At 33.0% G+C, this 20,594-nt stretch carries 17 protein-coding genes; 15 read left to right on the forward strand and 2 right to left on the reverse strand.

Features of this window, described 5'->3' with window-relative positions; genetic code table 11:
- The first annotated feature begins 84 nt into the window (after positions 1 to 84).
- The 11 genes from SD960_RS01340 to hisIE all read left to right on the forward strand — a co-directional run bounded on the left by SD960_RS01340 (position 85) and on the right by hisIE (position 11,073).
- On the forward strand, positions 85 to 750 hold the full coding sequence (locus SD960_RS01340; RefSeq protein ID WP_318800439.1) for a response regulator transcription factor: 666 nt from the start codon (positions 85 to 87) through the stop codon (positions 748 to 750).
- Positions 751 to 2,130 carry a HAMP domain-containing sensor histidine kinase gene (locus SD960_RS01345; protein WP_318800440.1) on the forward strand — a complete coding sequence of 460 codons (1,380 nt, stop codon included), beginning with the start codon at positions 751 to 753 and terminating at the stop codon, positions 2,128 to 2,130. It begins immediately after the preceding gene.
- Positions 2,131 to 2,459: 329 nt separating this feature from the next.
- Complete coding sequence (gene hisG / locus SD960_RS01350; protein WP_042567020.1) at positions 2,460 to 3,317, forward strand: ATP phosphoribosyltransferase; 858 nt, start codon at positions 2,460 to 2,462, stop codon at positions 3,315 to 3,317.
- A gap of 150 nt (positions 3,318 to 3,467) precedes the next feature.
- Entirely contained in the window at positions 3,468 to 4,751 is a 1,284-nt protein-coding gene (gene hisD, locus SD960_RS01355; protein ID WP_318800441.1) for a histidinol dehydrogenase, read from the forward strand.
- A gap of 119 nt (positions 4,752 to 4,870) precedes the next feature.
- Entirely contained in the window at positions 4,871 to 5,917 is a 1,047-nt protein-coding gene (gene hisC, locus SD960_RS01360; RefSeq protein ID WP_318800442.1) for a histidinol-phosphate transaminase, read from the forward strand.
- Between the two features lie 172 nt (positions 5,918 to 6,089).
- A complete protein-coding gene (gene hisB / locus SD960_RS01365) occupies positions 6,090 to 7,226 on the forward strand; it encodes a bifunctional histidinol-phosphatase/imidazoleglycerol-phosphate dehydratase HisB (protein ID WP_318800443.1) in 1,137 nt (378 codons plus the stop codon).
- 326 nt (positions 7,227 to 7,552) lie between these two features.
- Entirely contained in the window at positions 7,553 to 8,143 is a 591-nt protein-coding gene (gene hisH, locus SD960_RS01370; RefSeq protein ID WP_318800444.1) for an imidazole glycerol phosphate synthase subunit HisH, read from the forward strand.
- A gap of 76 nt (positions 8,144 to 8,219) precedes the next feature.
- Entirely contained in the window at positions 8,220 to 8,945 is a 726-nt protein-coding gene (gene hisA / locus SD960_RS01375) for a 1-(5-phosphoribosyl)-5-[(5-phosphoribosylamino)methylideneamino]imidazole-4-carboxamide isomerase (RefSeq protein WP_318800445.1), read from the forward strand.
- A 120-nt stretch (positions 8,946 to 9,065) separates the two neighbouring features.
- On the forward strand, positions 9,066 to 9,377 hold the full coding sequence (locus SD960_RS01380) for an NIPSNAP family protein (protein WP_318800446.1): 312 nt from the start codon (positions 9,066 to 9,068) through the stop codon (positions 9,375 to 9,377).
- A gap of 118 nt (positions 9,378 to 9,495) precedes the next feature.
- Entirely contained in the window at positions 9,496 to 10,251 is a 756-nt protein-coding gene (hisF, locus tag SD960_RS01385; protein ID WP_318800447.1) for an imidazole glycerol phosphate synthase subunit HisF, read from the forward strand.
- A 225-nt stretch (positions 10,252 to 10,476) separates the two neighbouring features.
- Complete coding sequence (hisIE, locus tag SD960_RS01390) at positions 10,477 to 11,073, forward strand: bifunctional phosphoribosyl-AMP cyclohydrolase/phosphoribosyl-ATP diphosphatase HisIE (RefSeq protein WP_318800448.1); 597 nt, start codon at positions 10,477 to 10,479, stop codon at positions 11,071 to 11,073.
- A gap of 256 nt (positions 11,074 to 11,329) precedes the next feature.
- Here the strand turns inward: hisIE and SD960_RS01395 are convergent, their stop codons facing one another.
- Positions 11,330 to 12,028, reverse strand: a complete 699-nt coding sequence (locus SD960_RS01395; protein ID WP_318800449.1) for a carbohydrate-binding family 9-like protein — start codon at positions 12,026 to 12,028, stop codon at positions 11,330 to 11,332.
- A gap of 115 nt (positions 12,029 to 12,143) precedes the next feature.
- Between SD960_RS01395 and SD960_RS01400 the strand changes: the two genes are divergently transcribed.
- Positions 12,144 to 13,799 (forward strand): M1 family metallopeptidase, encoded by a 1,656-nt coding sequence (locus SD960_RS01400; RefSeq protein WP_318800450.1) that lies wholly within the window; start codon positions 12,144 to 12,146, stop codon positions 13,797 to 13,799.
- Positions 13,800 to 13,956: 157 nt separating this feature from the next.
- Entirely contained in the window at positions 13,957 to 15,612 is a 1,656-nt protein-coding gene (locus SD960_RS01405; protein WP_318800451.1) for a M1 family metallopeptidase, read from the forward strand.
- 763 nt (positions 15,613 to 16,375) lie between these two features.
- Here SD960_RS01405 and SD960_RS01410 read toward each other — a convergent pair.
- Entirely contained in the window at positions 16,376 to 17,920 is a 1,545-nt protein-coding gene (locus SD960_RS01410) for a hypothetical protein (protein ID WP_318800452.1), read from the reverse strand.
- A 155-nt stretch (positions 17,921 to 18,075) separates the two neighbouring features.
- Between SD960_RS01410 and SD960_RS01415 the strand changes: the two genes are divergently transcribed.
- Both SD960_RS01415 and leuB read left to right on the forward strand, forming a co-directional pair.
- Positions 18,076 to 19,251 carry a 2-isopropylmalate synthase gene (locus SD960_RS01415; protein WP_318800453.1) on the forward strand — a complete coding sequence of 392 codons (1,176 nt, stop codon included), beginning with the start codon at positions 18,076 to 18,078 and terminating at the stop codon, positions 19,249 to 19,251.
- A gap of 134 nt (positions 19,252 to 19,385) precedes the next feature.
- Positions 19,386 to 20,504 carry a 3-isopropylmalate dehydrogenase gene (gene leuB / locus SD960_RS01420; RefSeq protein WP_318800454.1) on the forward strand — a complete coding sequence of 373 codons (1,119 nt, stop codon included), beginning with the start codon at positions 19,386 to 19,388 and terminating at the stop codon, positions 20,502 to 20,504.
- Positions 20,505 to 20,594: the final 90 nt, after the last annotated feature.

Here is a 20,594-nt window from a genome sequence, read left to right on the forward strand (position 1 = left end):
TGTAGTACAGTGAATTTTAGGTATTTCTGAATTATCTTTGATTAATAAAATAAGGAATACATTATAATCTTAATTAAAAATTGGATGCATATTTTAATAGTTGAAGATGAGTTAGGAATTGTTCAGTTCCTGCAACAAGGCCTGCAAGAAGAAGGCTATCAGATTACTACGGCAAATGATGGCTCAAAAGGCTTTGAATTAATTCAGAACCAAAAGTTTGATTTAATTCTTCTTGACTGGATGCTGCCAAAAATTAATGGTCTGGATTTATGCAAAGCCATTAGATTAAAAGATCAAAAAACGCCCATTATTTTTTTGACTGCAAAAGATACAGTACAGGAAACAATAGAAGGTTTAAAAGCCGGAGCCAACGATTATATTAAAAAACCTTTTAGTTTTGAAGAATTGGTAGAACGAATAAAAATTCATTTTAGAAATCCTAAAGAAGCTGAAATTCTGACTTTAGGCACAATAAAAATCGATTTATCTAAACATACTGTTCTTAAAAATGAAGAAGAAATTTCGCTAACCCAAAGAGAATTTGAGTTACTGACTTATTTAATTAGAAATAAAGGAAAAGTTTGTAACAGAAATCAGATTTTAAAAGATGTTTGGGATATTAATTTTGAATATGATACCGGTGTCATTGATGTTTTTATGAATGCTATTCGTAAAAAACTCAATTTAAAAATTGAAGAAGATTATATAAAAACAATTCGCGGTATTGGTTATATCGCCAACGATCTGTAAATGAAACAACTTTCTTTTAAAAATAGAATAGCCTTAAATTATATTATTACAACTGGTTTACTGATTTTAGTGGTTTTCTCAGTCATTTATTCTATTGTAAAACATACTGTTTACATCGATATTGATGAAAATCTAAAAGCAGAAATTAAAAACCATTTAGCAGAAATTAAAGTCGAAGGAAACAAAGTAATCCTAATTGATAAAGAAGAATGGAACGAACGCGAACATAACACTGTTGATGTAAATCCGGTTTTTGTAGAGTTTTTAGATTTGAATAAAAAAATTATAGAAAAAGCACCCAATTTAAAATCGCAAACACTTGAATTTAATGATTCTGTAGAAGATTACGAGTTGTTTGATACTAAAATGGGAGATCATGCGCTTAGGCAAATCCAGGTCGAACTTCATGTAAAAAAGAAAAAAATAGGATATATAATTGTAGCCATGTCACTGGCCGATTCAAAATCGGTGCTTAATAACTTGTTTGACATTATGTGTTTGTCGTTTTCAGTTATTTTATTGCTGTTGTTCTTTATTGCCCGATTCTTTGCAGGCAGAAGTATAAAACCTATAAATGCCATAATAAATACTTCCAAAAGCATAACAAAAGACAATCTGAAAACACGGATTCCGCTGCCCAAAACGCGGGATGAATTGTATACGCTCTCCAAAACAATAAACCATTTATTAATTCGAATTGAAGATGCAATTGAGCGCGAAAAACAATTCACATCTGATGCTTCACATGAGTTGAGAACGCCTTTAACCGTTATTAAAGGAACACTTGAAGTATTAATCCGTAAACCTCGTGATAATAAGGAATACGAAGAAAAAATAAATTATTGCATTAAGGAAGTAGATCATTTAAATACACTCGTGGATCAGCTTTTATTGATGGCTCGTTACGAAAATCAAAAGCAGCATATACAATCAGAATCCGTGTATCTGAATGCGCTTATTTTGGATGTTTTAACCTTAAATGCAGAGAAAATAAAGACCAAAAATCTCGATATTAAACTGGATGCCCAACAGGATTTTTATGTAAAATCAGATAATTTTTTGGTCATTACTATTTTAAGAAACTTATTATCGAATGCTATAAAATATACGAATGATACTGGCGAAGTTTCGATTTTACTTTCAGAACAGAATAATAAAACAGTCTGCAAAATTTCTGATAACGGAATCGGAATTGAAAAAACAGATTTAGAATCGGTTTTTAGTCCTTTCTTTAGATCGGGATCGACTGAACATCCGGAAATTAAGGGAACAGGATTAGGACTTTCTATCGTAAAAAGAATTACAGAATTACTTCATGTAGAGTTTAAAATTGATAGTAAAATAGGAGAGGGAACCACGGTTATTTTGATTTTTAGCTAAATCTTGAAAACGTTATAGTAAATTAAAAAAATGTAATAAAAGCAGGAGCAAAAAACTTTTTTAACAATAAACTATCGTTAAGTTAAATTAAAAATTGCTTTTTTATGAAATTATCTTTTATATTTGCAACCGAATCAAAGAATAAAACAAAACACAAATCATGATTTCAATTCAATTACATCACCATCATTTTCATTATTGCTCTCAGGCGATGTGTTAATGGTATGCATGTAAATCATCATATTTTAAAACCCGTTTGAGTACATCAAACGGGTTTTTTAATTCTTATCCTTTGTACTCAAACTATTAATTCAACAAAAACTAAAAAAATGAGTACTTTAAAAATTGCAATTCAAAAATCAGGTCGTTTAAACGAAGACAGCATTCAGATTCTAAAAGACTGCGGAATTTCGATCAACAACGGAAACGATCAGTTAAAAGCAGAAGCTTCCAATTTTCCTTTAGAAGTTTTATACTTGAGAAACTCAGATATCCCTCAGTATTTAATTGATGGAGTAGTAGATCTTGCCATTGTTGGTGACAATTTATTAGTAGAAAAAGGAAAACATATTGAAGTAATCCAGAAACTTGGATTCTCAAAATGTAAAGTTTCTGTCGCTGTTCCTAAAACTTTTGAGTACAATTCGATTCAGGATTTAGCAGGTTTACGTATTGCAACTTCCTATCCAAATACGGTAAACGAATACTTTAATTCTTTTGGTTTAAGCGTTGATATTCACCAAATTTCCGGCTCTGTAGAAATCGCACCAAACATTGGCCTTGCAGATGCTATTGTTGATATTGTTTCAAGCGGAAGCACTTTATTCAAAAATAATTTAAGAGAAGTTGAAGTAATTCTGAAAAGTGAAGCTGTTTTAGCCGTTTCTCCAAAAGTTTCTCCTGAGATCCAAAAGCACATTGATACTTTAAAATTCAGAATACAATCAGTTTTAAGAGCCCGAAATTCAAAATATATTTTAATGAATGTTCCAAACGATAAAATCGATGAAATTGGAAAAATTTTACCGGTTTTAAGAAGCTTAACTGTTTTGCCATTGGCACAAGAAGGCTGGAGCAGTGTACACTCTGTAATTGATAAAGACACTTTTTGGGACGTAATCGATAAACTAAAAGAAGCCGGAGCCGAAGGAATTTTAGTTTGCCCAATTGAGAAAATGGTATTATAACATAAATCTCAATATAAAAAAACGAATTCCAATTGAAAATGCTTTGATTTCGCTCAGTATGACAGAAATGTAGAACAGCTTTGCGAACTTAGCGTTTTTAAAGACAAAGAATTAAAAAAACCTTGCGCCTTTGCGGTAAAATAATACAGCATGAATAAAATAGACAATCCAAAACCAGAAACCTGGTCAGAAATATTAAAAAGACCAACCAAAACAATCGATGATATCGAAGTTACGGTAAAAGAAATCTTTAAAGAAGTACAGAAAAAAGGCGATGAAGCTGTTGCAAAATACACTTCAATTTTCGACGGAATTACTTTGGAAAACTATACAGTAACTCCTGCAGAAATTGAAGAAGCTATTAGTTTGATTTCAAGTGAATTAAAAGATGCGATTCAGTTAGCAAAGAGTAATATTTATAAATTTCACGCGGCTCAAAAAACGGACAGAATTTCCATAGAAACAATTGAAGGCGTAAATTGCTGGCAGGAAAAACGCCCAATTCAGAAAATAGGATTATATATTCCGGGTGGAACGGCGCCTTTGTTTTCAACCGTTTTGATGCTTGCTGTTCCTGCCGAAATTGCGGGTTCTAAAGAAATCGTATTATGCTCGCCACCGGATAAAAACGGAAAAATTAATCCGGCAATTTTATACGCAGCCAATTTGTGCGGGGTTACCAAAATATTAAAAGTAGGCGGTATTCAGGCGATTGCCGGAATGACATTTGGAACAAAATCAATACCAAAAGTATACAAGATTTTTGGACCTGGAAATCAGTTTGTAACTGTGGCAAAACAATTGGCAACCCAATTTGGTGTTGCGATTGATATGCCGGCAGGGCCATCAGAATTGTTAGTTGTGGCCGATGATACTGCCGTTCCTGCATTTGTGGCTTCGGATTTATTATCTCAGGCAGAACACGGAACAGACAGTCAGGTTATTTTAGTTTCGACTTCAAAAAGATTAATTGATGCTGTCGAAAAGGAAATTCAAACTCAAATTGAAGAACTTCCGAGAAAAGAAATTGCAAAAAAAGCAATTGAAAATTCAAAATTGATTTATGTACAAAACGATCAGATTGCTTTGGATTTAATCAATGAATATGGACCGGAACACTTTATTATCTGTTCAGAATTTGATGATTTTTATTGTAACGGAATCATAAACGCGGGTTCGGTTTTTATTGGAAATTATACGCCTGAAAGTGCCGGAGATTACGCCTCTGGAACCAATCATACTTTGCCAACAAACGGCTATGCAAAGAATTACAGCGGTGTCAACCTGGATAGCTTTATGAAATCAATGACTTTTCAGAAAATAACCGAAAAAGGAATTCAAAATATCGGGAAAGCGATTGAAATTATGGCAGAAACCGAAGGTTTGCAAGCGCATAAAAATGCTGTTACTTTGAGATTGAAGAGTTTAGAGTAAAGAATATAGAGTATAGAGTAAAGAATATAGAATATAGAACAAAGAATTAGAAAATTTTACGAATAAAATGAGAAGTCTATTCTCTTTATTCTATTTTCTATTTTCTAAAAATTAAGATAATGAAATTCGATATAAACACAATAACACGTGAAAACGTAAAAACACTAAAACCGTATTCGTCTGCGCGAGACGAGTTTGAAGATTTCGATACAGCACAAATGATTTTTTTGGATGCCAATGAAAATCCGTTTCAAAATGGCGTAAACCGTTATCCGGACCCGCAGCAGAGTTCTGTTAAGGCGATTTTGGCAAAGAATAAAATGGTAAAATCAAGTCAGATTTTATTAGGAAACGGAAGCGACGAAGTTTTAGATTTACTTTTCAGGGCTTTTTGTGAGCCAAAAATTGACAATATTATTTCGTTACCACCGACTTACGGAATGTACGGCGTTTTGGCAAACATTAATGCGGTAGAAAATAGAGAAATTTTACTTTCGACAGATTTTCAGCCACAAGTAGAGGAAATTTTAGAAGCGGTTGATGAAAATACAAAAATTATCTTTTTATGTTCGCCCAATAATCCAACAGGAAATTCCTTTTCTGATGAAAGCGTGGTAAAATTGCTTCAGAATTTTAAAGGCCTGGTTGTAATTGATGAAGCTTATATTGATTTTTCGGGCAAGGAAAGCTGGCTAACAGAAATTGATGAATATCCAAATTTGGTCATTACACAAACGCTTTCAAAAGCATACGGTTTGGCTGGAATTCGTCTGGGAATTTGTTATGCATCAGAAGCTGTAATTGCAGTTTTAAACAAAATAAAACCGCCGTATAATGTAAACGAATTAACGCAGCAAAGAGCAATTGAACGTTTAAAAGATTCAGATAAAATAAAACAGGAAATAGCTTCTATTATTGAACAAAGAGAAGAATTACTTAAAGTTTTACTGGAAGTAAATTTTGTTGAAAAAGTTTATCCAACAGAAGCTAATTTTGTATTAGTAAAAGTAGATAATGCTAATAAAAGATATGACGAATTAATAGCAAAAGGAATTGTAATTCGTAACAGAACAACTCAGCCTTTATGCGAAAACTGCCTGCGTTTTACGATTGGAATACCTGAGGAAAATGCAGTATTAATTAAAGAATTAAAGCTGTTGAGCTAAAAAATATTAGCCACAGATTAAAATGATTAAAATGATTTTTTTATTCTTTTTGTAATAGTTTTTCGCCACGAATTTCACAAATTAACACAAATTAAATTAGTGAAAATTAGTGAAATTCGTGGCAAAAGAAATCTTTTAAATCTGGGTAATCTGTGGCAAAACAAAAAAATATATGAAAAAAGTACTTTTTATCGATCGTGATGGCACGATTGTTTTAGAACCTGAAAATTATCAATTGGACAGTTTGGATAAATTAGAATTTTATCCGAAAGTTTTTCAATATTTGGCTAAAATTGCCAATGAATTAAATTATGAATTGGCAATGGTCACCAATCAGGATGGTTTGGGAACAGATAGCTTTCCGGAAGATACGTTTTGGCCAACGCAGAATTTTATTTTAAAAGCCTTTGAAAATGAAGGTGTTTTGTTTGATGATATTTTTGTAGACCGATCTTTTCCTGAAGATAACGCGCCAACACGTAAACCAAGAACGGGAATGTTGACAAAATATCTTGATAATCCGGAATATGATTTGGCGAATTCTTTTGTTTTGGGAGATCGTTTGACAGATGTTGAACTGGCGAAAAACCTGGGTGCAAAAGCGATTTTTATGAATATGACAGACGGAATTGGAAGTAATGAAATTTCGTCAATAAGAGAGGAACTGAACGATACAATTATCTTGCAGACAACAGATTGGAAGAGAATTTATGAGTTTTTGAAACTCGAAGCACGTTCGGCATCGATTACGCGTAAAACCAATGAAACGGATATTTTTATCGATTTAAATCTGGACGGAACCGGAAAAAGTAAAATCGAAACCGGAATTGCTTTTTTTGATCATATGTTAGATCAGATTTCGCGTCACGGTCAAATGGATTTAGAAATCTTGGTAAAAGGTGATCTTGAAGTTGATGAACACCACACGATTGAAGATACGGCGATCGCTTTGGGTGAAGTTTTTGCAAAAGCATTAGGAAATAAATTAGGAATCGAACGCTACGGTTTCTGTTTGCCAATGGACGATTGTTTAGCGCAGGTTGCGATTGATTTTGGTGGTAGAAACTGGCTGGTTTGGGAAACCGAATTTAAACGCGAAATGGTAGGCAAAATGCCAACAGAAATGTTCTATCATTTCTTTAAATCCTTCTCTGACGGTGCAAAAGCAAACATAAACATCAAAGCCGAAGGAACAAACGAACACCATAAAATTGAAGCAATTTTTAAAGCTTTCGCGAAAGCAATAAAAGTAGCGGTGAAAAGAGATACAGAAAAAATGATTTTGCCTTCGACAAAGGGAATGCTTTAAGAGGGTGAAAAAATGTTTCAAGTTTTAGGTTTCAAGTTAAAATAAATGTTTGAAGTAAGTCCCAGAGGGACATTATATTTATAGAAATTTATGATTTGTTTGTAGAAACCCCAGCGGGGTGGCATATAATGAAACGTAATATCGCTCCGCTGGAGCTTGATTGAAATTACGAGAATTATTAGCTATAAATATTATGCTCCTCTGGAGCTGTATATAGATAAAACCGGTTCATTCACATTGGTAATATTGAACTTGATATTAAAATAGTAATTAATGATTTTACATTGAAGAGAAATCTAAAATCTAAAATCTAAATCTAAAATAAATTGAAAATAGTAATTATAAATTACGGAGCAGGAAATATTCAGAGCATTATGTTTGCTATTGAAAGACTGGGTTTTAAAGCAGTTTTGAGTAACAATCCGGAAGAAATTCTGGCGGCTGATAAAGTGATTTTTCCTGGCGTTGGCGAGGCGAGTTCAGCGATGGCTAAACTTCGTGAAAGCGGTTTGGATAGTTTGATTCCGAAATTGCAACAACCGGTTTTGGGAATTTGTCTGGGAATGCAATTGATGTGCAACTCATCTGAAGAAGGAAATACGAAAGGTTTGGGGATTTTTGATGTTGATGTAGTTAAATTTACATCAAAAGTAAAAGTGCCGCAAATGGGATGGAATCAGATTTATGATTTAAAATCGGATTTGTTTAAAGGAATTTCAGAAAATGAATTCATGTATTTGGTGCATAGTTTTTACGCGCCAAATTGCGATGAAGCCATTGCTACCACGGATTACGAACTGGAATACGCATCGGCTTTACAGAAAGATAATTTTTACGGAACTCAGTTTCACCCGGAAAAAAGCGGAGCGGTTGGGGAGAAAATACTGGAAAACTTTTTAAAAATTCCAGTTTCTTAAAATTTCAATATCAAAAATCAATCAAAATATCAATTTTAGAAATCTAAACTCTAAAATCATAAATCTAAAATAGAATATGAGAATAATACCAGCCATAGATATCATCGACGGAAAATGTGTTCGTTTATCCAAAGGCGATTACGATACCAAAATAATTTACAACGAAAATCCGCTTGAAGTGGCGAAATCATTTGAAGCGCACGGAATTGAGTATTTACATTTGGTAGATCTTGACGGTGCAAAATCGAGCAAAATCGTTAATTATAAAATATTAGAACAAATTGCGAATCAAACCAGTTTAAAAATTGATTTTGGCGGAGGCTTAAAATCGGATGATGATTTAAGAATTGCTTTTGAAAGCGGTGCAAATCAAATTACCGGCGGAAGTATTGCCGTAAAAAACAGAGCGATTTTTGAAAAATGGATTTCTGAATACGGATCAGATAAAATTATTTTGGGCGCTGACGCGAAAGACGAAAAAATAGCCGTTTCAGGTTGGTTAGAAGATTCAAATGAAGATTTAATTCCGTTTATTCAGGATTATCAAACCAAAGGGATTCAGTACGTTATTTGTACCGATATCGCCAAAGACGGAATGCTGGAAGGTCCAAGTTTTGATTTGTACGAGAAAATATTAGCAGAAGCAAAAGGTGTAAAACTAATCGCTTCGGGAGGAATTTCAACTTTCGACGAATTGCCTAAATTAGCAGAATTGGGCTGCGAAGGAACAATTATTGGGAAAGCGATTTATGAAGGGAGAATTACGCTCAAACAGTTAGAGAATTACATAATTAGTAAATGAGAATTAATTAGATAATGTGCCAATTAGAAAATTAGATAATTGTTTCAATACGCTTAAAATTATCTAATTGACTAATTATCTCATTGTCACATTAAAGATTGTCACATTAAAAAACAAAATATGATAACCTGTCACTTAAAATACGTTATAGATCCTTATCAATTGGAAGCTTTTGAGGATTATGGTAAAAGATGGATTAAGATTGTAAATCGTTTGGGAGGGCAGCATCATGGTTATTTTATGCCATCGGAAGGAGCAAATAATATTGCTTATGCGTTGTTTTCTTTTCCGAGTTTAACAGTTTATGAGAATTACCGAAAGCAAATGTTTTCAAAAGACGACAAAGAATGTGTAGACGCTTTTAAACTTGCAGAAGACACAAGGTGCATTATTAGTTATGAAAGAACGTTTTTGAGTCCTGTATTTGAGTAGATAAAAATTAGATAATGTGTCAATTAGAGAATTAGATGATTTTTTACGGTGCGTTTAAAATTATCTAATTATCAAATTTTCTAATTGGCACATTATTTCACATTGACAAATTAAAAAAATGTTAGCAAAAAGAATTATTCCTTGTTTGGATATAAAAAACGGAAGAACCGTAAAAGGCGTTAATTTCGTTGACTTGCGCGATGCGGGAGATCCTGTAGAACTGGCAGAAATTTATTCGGCTGAAGGAGCGGATGAATTGGTTTTTCTGGATATTTCAGCAACAGAAGAACGCAGGAAAACGCTGGTAAATATGGTACGAAGCGTGGCGGAAAAGATCAATATTCCGTTTACGGTTGGCGGCGGAATTTCATCTGTTGAAGATGTTGAAATTTTGCTGAATAATGGCGCTGATAAAGTTTCCATTAATTCATCGGCAGTAAAAAATCCGCAATTGATTAACGATTTGGCTCAGAAATTTGGAAGCCAATGCGTTGTTGTCGCGATAGACGCGAAACAAATTGAAGGACAATGGATTGTACATTTAGTTGGAGGAAAAGTTCCAACTGAATTAAATCTATTCGATTGGGCTGTAGAAGTAGCTGAGCGTGGCGCAGGAGAAATTTTATTTACTTCAATGGATAATGACGGAACTAAAAATGGTTTTGCAAACGAAGCTTTAGCTAAACTTTCAGAACTGATTAATATTCCAATAATTGCTTCTGGCGGAGCAGGAAATATTCAGCATTTTGTAGATTCTTTTAAAGAAGGAAAAGCAGATGCGGCTTTGGCTGCGAGCGTTTTTCACTTTAAGGAAATTGAAATTAAGGCTTTGAAAGAAGAATTGAGGAAGAGTGATATTGAGGTGAGGATTTAGAAGCAAGAGAATAGAATAAAGAATATAGAATAAAGAGAATAGAATAAAGAGAATAGAATAAAGAAAATAGAATAAAGGATAAAGAATATAGAATATAGAATAAAGAGAATAGAGTTAGAAAAGATCTTAAGAATCTAAAATCTGAGCCCTAAAATCTAAAATAATAAAAATAATCATAGAGTGTAGAAATCTAAAATCTAACCTCTAAAATCTAAAATTATAAAAATGAACATAGATATAAAAAGCTCACACGGATTGATTCCGGCGATAATTCAGGATTCTGAAACAAAAAATGTTTTAATGCTGGGTTATATGAACGAAGAATCGATTCAAAAAACCATAGAAACACAAAAAGTTACTTTTTTTAGCCGATCAAAACAAAGACTTTGGACAAAAGGTGAGGAGAGCGGCAACTTTTTGAATCTGGTAAGTATCAAAAATGATTGTGACGGCGATACGCTTTTAATTCAGGCAAAACCTGTTGGGCCAACTTGTCACACAGGCGCAGGTACTTGCTGGCAGGAAGAGAACAAAGAAAATTATGGCTTTATTTCTGATCTTGAAAACACAATCAAAATTAGAAGAGAAAACGCTGATTCTGAGAAAAGTTATGTGGCTTCTTTATTCGAAAAAGGAATCAATAAAATTGCTCAAAAAGTGGGCGAAGAAGCAGTAGAAGTTGTGATTGAAGCCAAAGATGATAATGATGATTTATTTCTTAGCGAAAGCGCTGATTTATTATTTCACTATTTGATTTTATTGCAGGCAAAAGGTTTTCAACTGAATGATGTTGTAGATGTTTTGAAGAAAAGACAGAAGTAATTAATCTTTGTCATGATACGCAGATTAAACGGATTTGCTTTGCAAAGACGCGGATTTATACGGATTTTTTATTTTAATTCAAAAAATGTCATTTGCAGGGAAGTCTCATGTCAGGCTGACCGAAGCCGAAGCCCGTTTGCTGACTCACTTTGCCGGACTTCAACTCCGCTCAGTCTGACAATAATAAAAAGAAAAATCCGTGTTAATCTGCGTTTTCGCTTTAGCGAATCTGCGTCATCCGCGTGCCATTTCCTCGCTATTCCACAAACTCAAAAACTGCAAATTCTTCCGGATGATGAAAACCAAATTTCAAACTTTTATAATCTTGTAATGCAAGATATTCGGTTGTATTACCGTAATCAATTCTAAAAGTATTTGCTTTCCATTTTGTGCCAATTTTAGGTTTTATAAAATTTCCGTTTTCAATTTTTTCTAAGCTTGAAAACGGGATTTTAATTTCGGTATCAAAACCTTCAGGAGTTATTTTGCTGATAGCTTCTAATCCTTCAATATCAAAATTCATTGCTGTTTTCCAGCCTCCGCATTCAGGAGAAATACACTTTATAAGCATATCATAATTGGTAGAAAAAGCATTTATGCCAATTTCAAGATAGTTTTTCCCATCGCCATCAGGATCAATAAATACTTCTACTAAATCATCAGCTTCATAGATTTTAGAATCTTTTTTCTGAAGTTTTCCAACTATTTTCGAATCCTTAGAATGATATGCTATATAAAGGTTTTCGTCATTCCACGAAAGTGAAACCATTGTGTTTTGAGTAGCTTTTTCTCCGGAATTATGAATTACAAAAGGCCCTAGAAATGGTGTTTTCCAATCAATTAAATCACCGTCAATTGTTATTTTATCATTTTTTTTCTGAATAGGAAATGTCTGGGAATAATTATTTACTGAATACAGGAATGTTAAAAGGTATAAAAATGAGCTAAATTTCATAAAACTGGTAAATTTTAGCTAAAATAAAAAAACAATACTGTATATGAATACAAATCTGTAACATAAATTAAAAAAATATACTAATATTATAACTAATTCAAAAACTTAATTTATAATGAAAAAATATGTTGGGAGTGTTATAATAGCTTTTCTAATTGGTTTTTCTGCCAATGCTCAGGGACTTTTAAAAAAGTCAGGAACAGTTTTTACACATCAGGATACACTTCGCGGAAGCATCACAAAAGAAAGAGCCTGGTGGGATTTGAAATACTACCATCTTGATATTAAAGTAAATCCGGCTGAGAAAACCATTACCGGATCTAATACGGTTCGTTATATTGTTTTAGCAGAAAATAATAAGATGCAGATTGATTTGCAGGAACCAATGCAAATTTATAAAGTGCTTCAAAATGGTAAAGAATTAAAATTTGAAAGAAATGGAAATGCATTTTTTATCAATTTAATTGAAAATCAAAAAGTAGGTGAAACAAAAGAAATTATAATATTTTACGGAGGAAAACCAAAAGAAGCCGTTCGCCCACCGTGGGATGGGGGACTTACCTGGAAAAAAGATAAAAACGGAAAAGATTTTATTGCTTCAACCTGCCAGGGATTGGGAGGCAGTGTTTGGTGGCCGTGTAAAGATCATATGTACGATGAAGTAGAAAATATGCTGATTAGCGTAAATGTTCCCGGAGATTTAACGGATGTTTCTAACGGAAGATTGCAAAGCGTTAAAAAACAAAAAGATGGAACTAAAACCTTTAATTGGTATGTTGCAAATCCGATTAATAATTATGGTGTAAACATCAATATTGGAGATTACGTAAATTTCTCAGAAAAATATAAAGGAGAAAAAGGCGATTTAGACTGTAGTTATTATGTTTTACGTGATAATTTGGCTGTAGCCAAAGAACATTTTAAGGATGCGCCAAGAATGCTAAAAGCGTTTGAAAGCTGGTTTGGACCTTATCCTTTTTATGAAGACAGTTACAAGTTGGTAGAAGCGCCGTATTTAGGAATGGAGCACCAAAGTAGTGTAACTTATGGAAACAACTTTACAAAGGGATATAATGGTACTGATATGAGCGGAAGCGGCTGGGGACTGAAGTACGATTATATCATCATTCACGAATCCGGACATGAATGGTTTGCCAATAATATTACATACAAAGATATTGCTGACATGTGGATTCATGAAAGTTTTACAACCTATTCAGAAGCACTTTTTGTGGAATATTATTATGGAAAAGAAGCTGCGAATGAATATATACGAGGAATTCGAAAAGTGATTACCAATAAAAAACCAATTATAGGCTATTATGATGTAAATGTGGAAGGATCTGGAGATATGTATCCGAAGGGAGCCAATATGATTCATACAATACGTCAGGTGATAAACGATGATGCAAAATGGAAATCAATTTTACGAGGCCTGAATAGTACATTTTATCACCAAACGGTTACTACAAAACAAATTGAAGATTACATCAGTACACAAGCAGGAATTGATTTTAGTAATGTCTTTAATCAATATTTAAGAACACCCAATGTGCCTACTTTTGAATATTACTTTAAAGATCAAAAATTAGTTTATCACTGGATCAATTGTGTCGAGAACTTTGATTTGCCCTTAAAAGTAACTTTAAACGGAGTTGAAACCTGGCTAAAACCAACACCAAACTGGAATGCTGTGAATGCAAAAGGTGATAAACCAACTATAATCGTTGATAAAAACTTTTATATAACCGAATTTAATATTACAAATTAGAATTTCGAATTCATAACAAAACAAACCCTACAAGAATAAAATTGTAGGGTTTGTTTTTTATAGTCAAATCATAAAATTTGAGAAAACTTAATTCGAATGTTTACTTTTGTGAAGATTAAGTTCTATAAATACGTTATTATTTTCAATTTCTACCATTATGAAAAATTACTTTGGAGGCTTTTTTATTGCCTTTTTGGTTTGTTTTACTACAAATGCACAAGGGCTTTTAAACAAGTCTGAAACGGTTTTTACACATCAGGATACACTTCGCGGAAGCATTACAAAAGAAAGAGCCTGGTGGGATTTAAAATACTATCATCTTGATGTTAAGGTAAATCCTTCTGAAAAAACCATTACAGGTTCAAATACCGTTCGTTATACTGTTTTGACTTCGTATAATAAAATGCAGATTGATTTGCAGGAACCAATGCAAATTTACAAAGTAACACAGGATGGAAAAGAATTGAAGTTTAAAAGAGACGGAAATGCTTTTTTTATAGATTTGGCAGCTGCTCAAAAAGTAGGTGAAACGAAAGAAATCGTAATTTCATTTGGAGGAAAACCTAAAGAAGCCGTTCGCCCGCCTTGGGATGGTGGAATTACATGGAAAAAAGATAAAAACGGGAAAGATTTTATTGCTTCATCTTGTCAGGGTTTAGGCGCAAGTATTTGGTGGCCAAACAAAGATCATATGTATGATGAAGTCGAAAATATGCTGATTAGCGTGAATGTTCCGGGAGATTTAACGGATGTTTCTAATGGAAGATTACAAAGCGTTAAAAAACAAAAAGACGGAACTAAAACCTTCAATTGGTATGTTTCGAACCCAATTAACAATTATGGTGTAAACATTAATATTGGCGATTACGTTAATTTTTCTGAGAAATATAAAGGAGAAAAAGGCGATTTAGATTGTAATTATTACGTTTTACGCGATAATTTGGCTGTAGCCAAAGAACAATTTAAAGACGCACCAAGAATGCTAAAAGCATTTGAAAACTGGTTTGGACCTTATCCGTTTTACGAAGATAGTTACAAATTGGTAGAAGCACCTTATTTAGGTATGGAGCATCAAAGCAGCGTAACTTACGGAAATGAATATAAAAACGGTTATTTAGGTCGTGATTTAAGCGGAACGGGCTGGGGATTAAAATTTGATTTTATTATTATTCACGAATCAGGCCACGAATGGTTTGCCAACAATATTACATATAAAGATATTGCTGATATGTGGATTCACGAGAGTTTTACCAACTATTCTGAAAGTCTTTTTGTGGAGTATTACTACGGAAAAGAAGCCGGAGCTGAATATGTAAGAGGCTGTAGAAAAGGCATTCACAACGATAAGCCAATTATTGGGCATTATGATGTAAATAATGAAGGATCTGGCGATATGTATCCAAAAGGTGCAAATATGCTGCATACAATGCGCCAGATTATAAATGATGATGCAAAATGGAAATCGATTTTGAGAGGTTTAAACAGTACTTTTTATCACCAAACAGTTACTTCTAAGCAAATTGAAGATTATATCAATACACAATCAGGAATTAATTTCAACAGAGTTTTTGCTCAATATTTGACTACAACTCAAATTCCGGTTTTTGAATATATTTTTAAAAATGGAACTTTAGGTTATCACTGGACAAATTGTGTTTCGAAGTTTGATATGCCGGTAAAAGTAAAAATTAACGGCGTAGAAACCTGGTTGAAACCAACTACAGAATGGCAATCAGAGAAAACCACTAATGAAAACAGAACGTTAGAAGTTGATAAAGATTTTTATGTAACGAGTTCTAATATCGTTGAATAAAAATTTAAAAATTCCAATTTTAAAAATCCCAAATTCCAATTATGGAGTTTGGGATTTTTTTATAATATTTAAACACAATCTTGTCATTCTGAGGAACGAAGAATCTCCGCGAGTAGCTCCGCACACAAAATGACCAATCTTTGTCGAGTTACTTGCGAAGATTCTTCGTTTCTCAGAATGACAGGACTGTCGAGGAATAATATTTTCAATTAACGTTAATTTTAAATTTTGTACGAATATTACCGTTTTATTTCTCTATTTTTAGACTCTATTAATCTGAAAATGAATAAATAAAGCGTAATCCGAAAAGCTTAAGAAACAAAATCAAATCAAACAAAATTATGAAAAGTTTAAAAAACCTAAAAAACATTGAAATTTTAAGTAAGAATGCTCAAAAGTCTATTTCAGGAGGTATTCCTTTATGCGTTATATTATGTGGCGAAGCTGGAGGAGTTATTTCGAATACGCCGGGCAGAGGAGATGTATGTCAGACTGGAACTACGGTTTGCTGTTATTGTAGATAAGGCGCCTTAAAAGTTAAACCGGACAGGTTTTTAAAACCTGTCCGGTTTGTCTTGCGTGCAGTTTGTCATTCTGAGGAACGAAGAATCACAATAGAAATTCCGTTGCTAAAAGAAACAATCTTTGCGGAGTTTCGAGTGTGATCTCTCCTCCGTCGAGATGACAAAAAGGCTTCGAAAACATAGTTTTCGAAGCCTTTTTTTATTGGAATTCAAAATTTAAAAAATTTGGAATTTAATTTTTAGCGGCTATTCAACTTCGCCTTTTCCTTAATAATATCAGCAATTTTTCTATTTTCGATTTTGCTTTCCAGCCACGAAATAATGTCCAAATAAAGGAAAGCTCTTTTCTCGTACGTATTATTTTCAAGTTCTACAAAACGTGTGTGCATTTTTTTGAATTCCTTTTTAATATCGGCAGGATAAAGATTATTCAGACTTCTAAGAAATTTGATAATTTCTTTTTGAACTTCGTGCAAGTCGTTCATTTTTATTAGAAACTTATACGTGTTTTTTATATTATTTTCTAAATAATAATCTTTTCCTAATTCATAATGTGCGATCAACGACAAAAGTCTGGCGAAACACATTAAGTCTTCGCGCATGGTTAAGTTCTTGTTGTTAATGATTTTATCTAAATAATAAATGCATTCTGTATACTTCTCGTTTCCAAAATAAATAGAAGCAATTTTATAGAAAAACAACATTTCGTGATGTTCATCGAGATGTTCGCTGTGAATTTTTAATTTGTCTAAAATCTCCGGAATCAAATATTCGCTTTCAGCAAAAGTACCTTCAAGAATATGCAAATTGAGCTTATTATTGTAGATATATAAAAATGATAGCGACGCAATGTTGTCGTTTACAGGAAATTTAGGATCCTCAATGGTTTCCTCCATAAGAGTTAAATATTTCTTGAAATTCGATTTGTATTTCAACATATATAAAGACTCTAAAAAGTAATGATTTCCCTTTAAAAAGAACACCGGATTTTGATAAATCATATTCGGATTGTCATAAAACAAGGTAACCCATTTATAGGCGTATTTGTAACTCGCCAAAAAATCCTGAACCAGGAAACTGCGCCAAAGATTAGCATTGTAAAACCAGTATTTCTCGCGGAAACCGAATTTGCTTTCGTCTAGTTTGGCAATATGTTTATTAAAATAATCGTCAATGTATTTATATTCTTCATCGCTCTTTACGTAACCGGTCTTTAGCATGATTCCGTACAATTGCAGCGATAAATTTGATAATTTGCTTGAAATTGTATTTCTGTAATTCAGTTCTTTTGCCTGAACGACCAATTCATCGGCGCGACCCTGAATACTTCGTGTAATATATTGAGATTCTATTAGTTTTTCGAACTCAACAATTTCATACGCCATATATTTTTCATCATTTTCAAGCGCAATGATTTTTGTTTTATCCAGAATTTTCAAACTCTGTTTGTACAATCCTTTATTATAGAGAATAACGGCAAAATCTATTTGTTCACGCAATTGATAGCGAATATTCTGGCTGGGAATATTCAATCGAATACTCACTAAAATTTGTTTGTACAAATATGATTTTAAGTTAGATAACTGTACTTTTTTGATGATTCCGCTTTTTAAAATAAGCTTTTCATCATAGGTTTCAGATTTATCTAAAATGTTGAATAATTCGATGAACTTGGTGTTCGAACTTGTTTCTAATCGGCTTGCAAAAATTTTAAACTGTCTTTTTTCAGATTTCGAAAGCGATTTTATTAATACAAATAAGAAATCTTTTTGATGGTTAGCCATTGTAAAATATAATAGTGTAACTTATTGGTTTTTAGTTATTTAATACGTTATAAATTGTGTTATAAACAGTATAATTTCATTAAAATGAATTTCGTACTGTAGAAGTACAATATATATTTGTTATCAAGATGTGAAATTACATTAAATAAATGAATATGAATAGAGAGAAAGTTCAAATTTTTGACACAACTTTGCGCGATGGTGAACAAGTTCCAGGATGTAAGTTAGATACTAAACAAAAATTAGTTATCGCAGAACGACTTGACAAAATGGGAGTTGACGTTATCGAAGCGGGTTTTCCTGTGTCAAGTCCGGGCGATTTTTTATCGGTTTCTGAGATTTGTAAAATTGTAGAAAATGCAACCGTCTGCGGACTAACAAGAGCCGTAAAAAACGACATTGATGTTGCTGCAGCCGCTTTAAAGCATGCTAAAAGACCTAGAATCCACACCGGAATCGGAACATCGCAATCTCATATACTCCACAAATTAAATACTACACCAGAAGATATTATTGCAAGAGCAAAATATGCTGTAGCACACGCAAAATCTTATGTAGAAGATGTTGAGTTTTATGCAGAAGATGCCGGAAGAACAGATAATGCTTTCCTTGCAAAAGTTTGTGAAGAAGTAATTAAATCAGGTGCAACCGTATTAAATATCCCTGATACCACAGGATATTGCCTGCCTGAAGAATACGGAGCAAAGATTAAATATTTGAAAGAAAACGTAAAAGGAATCGAAAACGTAATCCTTTCATGTCACTGTCATAATGATTTAGGAATGGCGACTGCAAACTCTATTGCAGGTGCGATAAATGGAGCAAGACAAATAGAATGTACTATTAACGGTATTGGCGAAAGAGCCGGAAATACAGCACTTGAAGAAGTGGTTATGATTTTCAAACAACATCCTTACCTTAATTTAGATACGAACATCAATACAAGAGAATTGAACGAAATGAGCCGTTTGGTTTCTGAAAGTATGGGAATGATTGTTCAGCCAAATAAAGCAATTGTTGGTGCAAATGCTTTTGCACACAGTTCAGGAATTCATCAGGATGGTGTTATCAAAAACAGAGCAACTTATGAGATCATGGATCCGCTTGATGTGGGTGTAAATGAATCATCAATTATTCTTACAGCAAGAAGCGGAAGAGCTGCTTTGGCTTATCGTGCTAAAAAAGTAGGTTACGAACTTACAAAAGTACAATTAGATATTGTATACATCGAGTTTTTGAAATTTGCCGATATCAAAAAAGAAGTTTTGGATGCTGATATTCATCAGATTATTGAAGCTTCAAAAATTGAAGGTGATTTGATTAGAAGCTAGTTGAAGAGAGAAGAAAGAGAATAGAAGAAAGAGAATAGAAGAAAGAGAATAGAATAAAGAGAATAGAATAAAGAGAATAGACGAAAGAAAAAAGATAAAAAATAAAGATTTAAATACATAAAGAACGAGACGTTATGAATTTGAAAATAGCAGTTTTACCAGGAGACGGAATTGGACCGGAAGTAATTTTACAAGCCAAAAAAGCTTTATACGCTATTGGCGAAGTGTACAATCATGAATTTGTTTTTGAAGAAGCGCTCATGGGAGCAATTGCTATTGATAAAACAGGAAATCCATTGCCGGAGCAAACGCTAAATCTTTGTTTAAATACCGATGCTGTTTTATTTGGTGCTATTGGCGATCCTAAATATGACAATAATCCAAATGCAAAAGTTCGTCCGGAGCAGGGATTATTAAAGCTTCGTAAAGAACTGGGTTTGTTTGCCAACATTCGTCCTATAAAACCTTATAAATCACTAATTGATGCTTCTCCTTTAAAAAGAGAAATTATCGACGGAGCTGATTTTACTATTTTCAGAGAATTAACAGGTGGAGCTTATTTTGGAGCAAAAACATTAAATGAAGAAGGAACACACGCTTCGGATTTATGTGAATATTCAGAAGAAGAAATCACGAGAATTGCACATTTAGCTTTTAAATCGGCACAAAACCGACGCAAAAAGCTGACGATGGTGGACAAAGCCAATGTTTTGGAAACCTCAAGATTATGGAGAAAAGTAGTTCAAAAAGTAAGCGCGAATTATCCGGATGTAGTCTTAGACTTTTTATTTGTAGATAACGCAGCAATGCAATTGATTTTAAACCCGAAACAATTTGATGTGATTTTGACAGAGAATTTATTTGGAGATATTTTATCAGATGAAGCCAGTGTTATTACAGGTTCAATCGGTTTACTGGCTTCGGCATCTTTAGGAGAAAAAAATGCACTTTTCGAGCCAATTCATGGTTCTTATCCTCAGGCAAAAGGAAAAAACATTGCCAACCCAATTGCTTCTATTTTATCAGCAGCAATGTTGTTAGAGCATTTCGGATTATTTACAGAAGCAAATGTGATTTATAAAGCTATCGAAAAAGCAATTGAATATAAAGTAGTTACTGTTGATTTAAAACCAGATTCAAAATTCGGTACAAATGAAGTAGGGGAGTTTGTTTCTAATTTTATTTTCAGCAAGGATGACCTTCTATATTTTAGAAATGATAATGTTCATATCGGGCAATCAACAATTGTTTAATTTTTTTATTAAAAAATTGAAATAAATAACAAGAAGTACTGTAAATGTTGAGATTTTATTTTTTTAGTTCTTAAAGTTTTCATACTTTTG

Origin of the sequence: Flavobacterium sp. MMLR14_040, assembly GCF_033657265.1 — a bacterium.
In the GTDB taxonomy this organism is placed as follows: Bacteria; Bacteroidota; Bacteroidia; order Flavobacteriales; family Flavobacteriaceae; genus Flavobacterium.